This window comes from Gammaproteobacteria bacterium (assembly GCA_027296625.1).
Classification (GTDB): Bacteria; Pseudomonadota; Gammaproteobacteria; order JAKEHO01; family JAKEHO01; genus JAKEHO01.
Genome location: JAPUIX010000069.1, coordinates 1 through 5,149, shown reverse-complemented (window position 1 = coordinate 5,149; position 5,149 = coordinate 1). Strand labels below are relative to the sequence as shown.

The 5,149-nt window shown below is 55.2% G+C and carries 6 protein-coding genes; 4 read left to right on the top strand and 2 right to left on the bottom strand.

Translation table 11 applies throughout. The features are described 5' to 3' along the window. From O6944_04105 to O6944_04095, 3 genes are all read left to right on the top strand, one after another. On the top strand, nucleotides 1-677 hold a 677-nt coding region (locus O6944_04105), incomplete at its 5' end, for a CoA transferase (GenBank protein ID MCZ6718325.1). After that, a complete protein-coding gene (locus O6944_04100) occupies nucleotides 670-1,836 on the top strand; it encodes a CoA transferase (protein MCZ6718324.1) in 1,167 nt (388 codons plus the stop codon). The genes O6944_04105 and O6944_04100, both read left to right, overlap by 8 nt. Nucleotides 1,837-2,006: 170 nt before the next feature. Beyond that, complete coding sequence (locus O6944_04095; protein MCZ6718323.1) at nucleotides 2,007-2,486, top strand: nuclear transport factor 2 family protein; 480 nt, start codon at nucleotides 2,007-2,009, stop codon at nucleotides 2,484-2,486. A 298-nt stretch (nucleotides 2,487-2,784) separates the two neighbouring features. Here O6944_04095 and O6944_04090 read toward each other — a convergent pair whose 3' ends face one another. Continuing rightward, nucleotides 2,785-2,910: a hypothetical protein gene (locus O6944_04090; protein ID MCZ6718322.1), complete on the bottom strand. Its 126-nt coding sequence runs from the start codon at nucleotides 2,908-2,910 to the stop codon at nucleotides 2,785-2,787. Between the two features lie 47 nt (nucleotides 2,911-2,957). Further along, nucleotides 2,958-3,602, bottom strand: a complete 645-nt coding sequence (locus O6944_04085) for a cyclic nucleotide-binding domain-containing protein (GenBank protein MCZ6718321.1) — start codon at nucleotides 3,600-3,602, stop codon at nucleotides 2,958-2,960. A gap of 351 nt (nucleotides 3,603-3,953) precedes the next feature. On the opposite strand from O6944_04085, the gene O6944_04080 reads away from it, so the two are divergent. Next, the gene (locus O6944_04080; protein MCZ6718320.1) at nucleotides 3,954-4,304 is read left to right on the top strand and encodes a hypothetical protein; all 351 of its coding nucleotides are present in this window, start codon (nucleotides 3,954-3,956) and stop codon (nucleotides 4,302-4,304) included. Nucleotides 4,305-5,149 lie beyond the last annotated feature (845 nt).

The window sequence follows — 5,149 nt, the reverse complement described above, 5'->3', positions numbered from 1 at the left end:
AATGGCACGCGAGCGCATCCGTGCTGCTGGCGATGGGCGGCTACACGTACCTCATGGGCGATCCGGGGCGTGCACCGCTCACTCTGCCGGGACACTACACCGAGTATCAATCCGGCCAGTACGCCTACATTGGTGCGAGCGCGTGTTTGTACGGCGGTGAGGATCACGCGTTGGACGTCAGCATGCTCGAGACGGTGCTATCGTTATCGCAGATGACGACCGTAATGTGGTCGTGCAACGGCGACGTGCGTACGCGGCACGGTTCGAGCTTTGGCATTCTGTATCCGATCAATCTCTTTCCGTGCGCGGATGGATGGTTCCACGTGAATGTCGTACCGCATTTTTGGGGGCCCTTTACGAAGATGTTGGGTCGCCCTGACCTTGAGGACGATGTCAGGTTCGCGTCGAGTCGAGGGCGTATCGACAACCGGGAAGCGCTCGATGCGATCATCTTCGAAAGCCTGGGCCACAGAACCAAAGCCGAGGTGCAGAAACTCGGCGAACAGGCGCGCGTGCCTACGGGCGTACTCCAGGAGATCGACGAAGTGCTGGCCGATCCACATCTTGCCGAACGCCGGATCTGGTGCGATGTCGAAGGCATGCAATCGCCCTCGCTCGCCTATCGTTTTGACGGAGACGTGCCGCACAACTTCGTCGTGGAGCCGATCGATGGCTGATGGTCCACTCGCCGGCGTCCGCATCCTCGATCTGACCCACGTCTGGGCTGGACCCCTCGGCACACGCATCCTAGGTGATCTCGGCGCGGAGGTTGTCAAGATCGAATCTCCCATGGGTCGAGGCCCGGGTACCAAACCCCCGCCCGGAACCGGCATCTACTTGGGCGGCGACCCCGGCGAGGATCCGTGGAATAGACAGGGTGTGTTCGTGAAGCTCAACCGCAATAAAAAGAGCGTCGCGATCGACCTCAAGGCGGCCGCTGGGCGTGAAACGTTCCTCGAACTTGTCGGTGTTGCCGACGTCGTTATCGAGAACTTCAGCGCTCGCGCCATGCAGTCGTTGAACCTTGCGTATGCAGTATTGCGCGAGGCCAACGATCAGATCATCTACATAGCGATGCCCGGCTACGGCACGACTGGCCCTTACAGTCAGTGGGTAGCCTACGGACCTTCGGTGGAGCCGATGACGGGGCTTGGTGCGATCATGGGCTATGGTCCGGACGAGCCGCGCAATTCTGCGATCGCGTTGCCCGACGCCATCAGCGGCGTCAGTGGTGCCGCGGCGGTCGTCACCGCACTCAATCGGCGGCGCGAGACCGGGCTCGGTGCTTTCGTTGAGCTGTCCTTGCATGAGGCAGGGGTCAGCTTTCACGGCGACTTCCTGTTGGAAAAGCAACTCGGTCACGATCCCATGCCGATCGGTAACGATCATCCAGCGCATGCCTTCTCAGCCGTCTTGCGGACGCAAGGTGAGGATGAGTGGATTGCCGTGAGTTGCCGCACCGAAGCCGAGCGCGTGAAGTTCGAATCCATCGTCCGCAAAGGCACGAAAGACTTCGACAAGCATGAACTCACGACCATCCTTCAAGCGGCCGGTATCGCTGCCGGCCCGGTAAACATCACGCCCGATTTCCTCGCCGACAAGCAGGTCGAACATAGAAAGTTCTTCGTCGAGCTTACCCGCGTTGGCCACCCGAACATGACGTTTCCCGGATCGCCCATCGTCATCGATGGTGAGCTCGACCGATCGGATTGGCACACCGCGCCGCTGTTGGGCGAACACAATCGCGAGGTCCTAACCGGTTGGCTCGGCTATGATGACCACAATGTGGATCGTTTGCTTGACGAAGGCGTCATTGCGGAGCGGCCGCCGGCATAGCCGGTTTGTTTACTACCTGTCCGGACAGCCCATGAATTTTGATGGTTCGCTGGGTCGCTCACGTCTGATAGGCTGTCGTTACTGAAACGTATCCCTAGACGGGGTTCTATCCAATAGGTTCGGTGGATAATCCTAGTTCGGCTGCCATCAAATTGGGAGTCAGGAAACGCATGTCTCTAACAGATGAACCCCGCCCACCACTTCCGCCATTCGATTTGGAAGGTGCTGTGCAGAAAGTCCGGATGGCGGAAGACGCTTGGAATTCTCGCAGTCCCGCCAAGGTTTCGCTTGCATATACCGTCGATAGTGTGTGGCGAAACCGTTCTGAGTTTTTACAGGGACGGGACGCGATCGTGCAATTCCTAACTCGTAAATGGGCGAAGGAACTGGATTACCGATTAATCAAGGAATTGTGGACGTACAGGGATCGGCGGATTGCGGTGCGTTTTGCCTATGAATGCCACGACGGTTCCGGGAATTGGTATCGGTCGTACGGAAACGAAAATTGGGAGTTTGCCGACAATGGTTTAATGCAACGTCGAATCGCGAGTATTAACGATCTTCCAATCACACCGGCTGATCGCAAATATCACTGGCCTCTCGGAAGAAGGCCGGACGACCATCCATCCCTATCCGATCTTGACCTCTGATACAGATGCGGCAGCCATCAGCCTGTTCGAGCACCTATAACCAGCTCCGCCACTGTGCGAGGTTTTCTTTATTTTGAGGAATGAGTGTTTTTGGCCGTTAGTAGGCGTTGTCATAACGTCGGTGACAGCGCTGACGTCCGCTGCAATGCTGTGCGAAGCCTCCCCTGCACTGCTGGAAAATCGCCGGGATCAACCCAGCCTGTTAAAATCAAAGTGAAATCAAAGGGTCAGATCCTTTGGTTGATATTTGGATGATGGGGGTGAATCCTGGAATCAAGAGATGTGACCTCTTGATTCCCTACGTGTCAATCGCTATCTCTAGTGGCAGGTCCAGGGCCAGAATGAATAGCGGCGTGAACAACGTTGCGCCTTCGACACCTAATGCCATCGCCGTAGTGGCGAATAGCACTGCAATCGGGAGCATGGACCAATATCGCAGTGTCAAGAATTACCGCCTCACAAGCACGCCCTCTATGCTCGAGAATAGCTTGCTTCCAAGCGCTGCACCAAGTCAAAGCCCAGTGTAAGATGCAGTGCACCCTGTAATTGCGCTTTGTCCTTCAGGAATTCCTTGAGGGTCGCCTTAGGCCACGACATATAGTGGGTTTCCTCGACCGCAATGACGTTGGCTGGTGCAGTACTTTCGCTTATGAAGGGGATCCCACCGATAAACTGGCCCGGTCCGAGCTCCTCCACTGTTTTCCCGTCCTTGACCACGCGGGCCTTTCCCGCGCAAATTACCATCAGCCGCTCCAGCTCATCACCCTGAGAAATGAAACATTCTGGCGGAACTGCTTTCTCCCAACGTCCCAGCTTCAACAGCTGGAGCATTTCCCGGGGTGTCAAGCACCGGAATACCAGCTGGTAAAGGCGAAGGTCGTTTCCCGTCAGATGAACCGGTCTACGCTCGATGATGAGGCGGATGATCCAGTAGATGTTGAGAGCGGTAAACAGAAGATTCCAGTAGATTGCCGTTATCAGAGGTTGGGGCAACAGATAGAAATACGATATGAGGATAGAGGCTGCGACAACGGTAAGAATTCGTAGCCATAAGATGTCTCGAACGGTATAAGACGCCAAATAGAGAACATTCGCAGAATTGATCAGGTATTCCATCTCTTGACCCCCTCAAATTCATCTGTGTGTTCCGCGACATTTTCTGCTTTCGACGGTGGTTAATCCAGAGTTGTCCTTCCTGAATATCAGATCGGCTTGAATGCCTTGACTTTTCTCCGCCTGAGCTAAAGCATCGTCGGCCTGCTCAGCTGGATACTCGTACTCTTTGGGGCGGCTCGCGCGTCCGCGAAGTCGCGCCCTCCCAGAATTCTACCAGCAGAATTCCCGGAGACTAAGGCATCAGTTCGGGAGGGGCGTTCGGGATGGCGAGCTCAGGGTAAGGCGCTACATCGGTCGCGACAAGATTGCCAACTTGCTGAATTTGCTGGAACATAGGAATTCGCCAAGGACATGATCACCCGAAAGATCGCTCGCAAGATGTCTGCTAAGGTGCTGTCAGCGCTGGTTCTGACATCTCTGTCCGGATGTTCTCCGGATGCCACAGTTGCTCTATACAAGCACAACTACAAAGGCGCACTAATCGAGGTATGCGACAAGGATGAAGCATGCACAGCGGACGTCAAGAAGTTCTTTGATCAGTGTTTGGATCGCAATGAAGTCGAACAGATGCTCCTGACGCTCGACCCGGAGCGAAGTCGCAATCTGAACAGGGACTTGCAAAGAAAAACGGTGGAGTGCATCAACACAGCCAGCGGCGTGAATCATTTCTACTATGGAGCGCAGGAAGATAAGAAGACATGAGTGTGGGAGGGCAATGCAATGATTAGAGTCATCGTACATCGGTCGAGGTATGACCCTTACAGAATTCTACCAGCAGAATGAACGGAGACTCAGGCATCAGTTCGGGAGGGGAGTTCGGGAAAGTCGAAAGCATAGCGAAAGGCAAATTTTGACCCCAAGCAGCCGTTGGGCTGATCGATTATTCCTGGCTAGAAAGGCGCTCACAAAGCTTTCCGGCGTTGGCTTGAGCGCGTTGTTTGGCCTCGACCTTCAAATCTACTCATCCTCTGCCCTACTCGCTAGGGCGCTGCTACTCCGTGGATATCTAGGCAGCTCATCCTCAACTTCAAACCACGATATCTGACTTTCCGTCCAGACGTGATCTTGAGGTATTACCCGCTCCGGGTTATCCAAGCTACCTAGTGTCACTTGCACCCGATTCGCAAGAATCTCTTCATGCATAGAAAGCGTGCTACCGCATTCCGGACAGAATCCGCGCTCAGCATACTGAGACGAACGATATCTATGCGGCTCTCCCGACACCCAGGTAAACGCATCGATTGGAAAATGCACAAAACTGAGGCAGGGAGCGCCCGAGTGCTTGCGACAGTACTCACAATGACAGATAACACACCGTAGTGGGGCAGCGGTCGACTTATATCGTATCGCCCCACAAAGACACCCGCCCTTGTACGTATCGCTTTTCATTGTCAATTTGCTCCGGTCTCCGCGGTAGGGACGCCCGTTACCGGGCGCCCCCCGCACAGTCCCGGGCGTGCAGTTTTTCCGCACCCGGTTCCTCGGTTGTACTCGCTTTCGCGCAAGTCTGAGCCATTAGGCAAACACCCGTAGTCGCCGTACCTCGG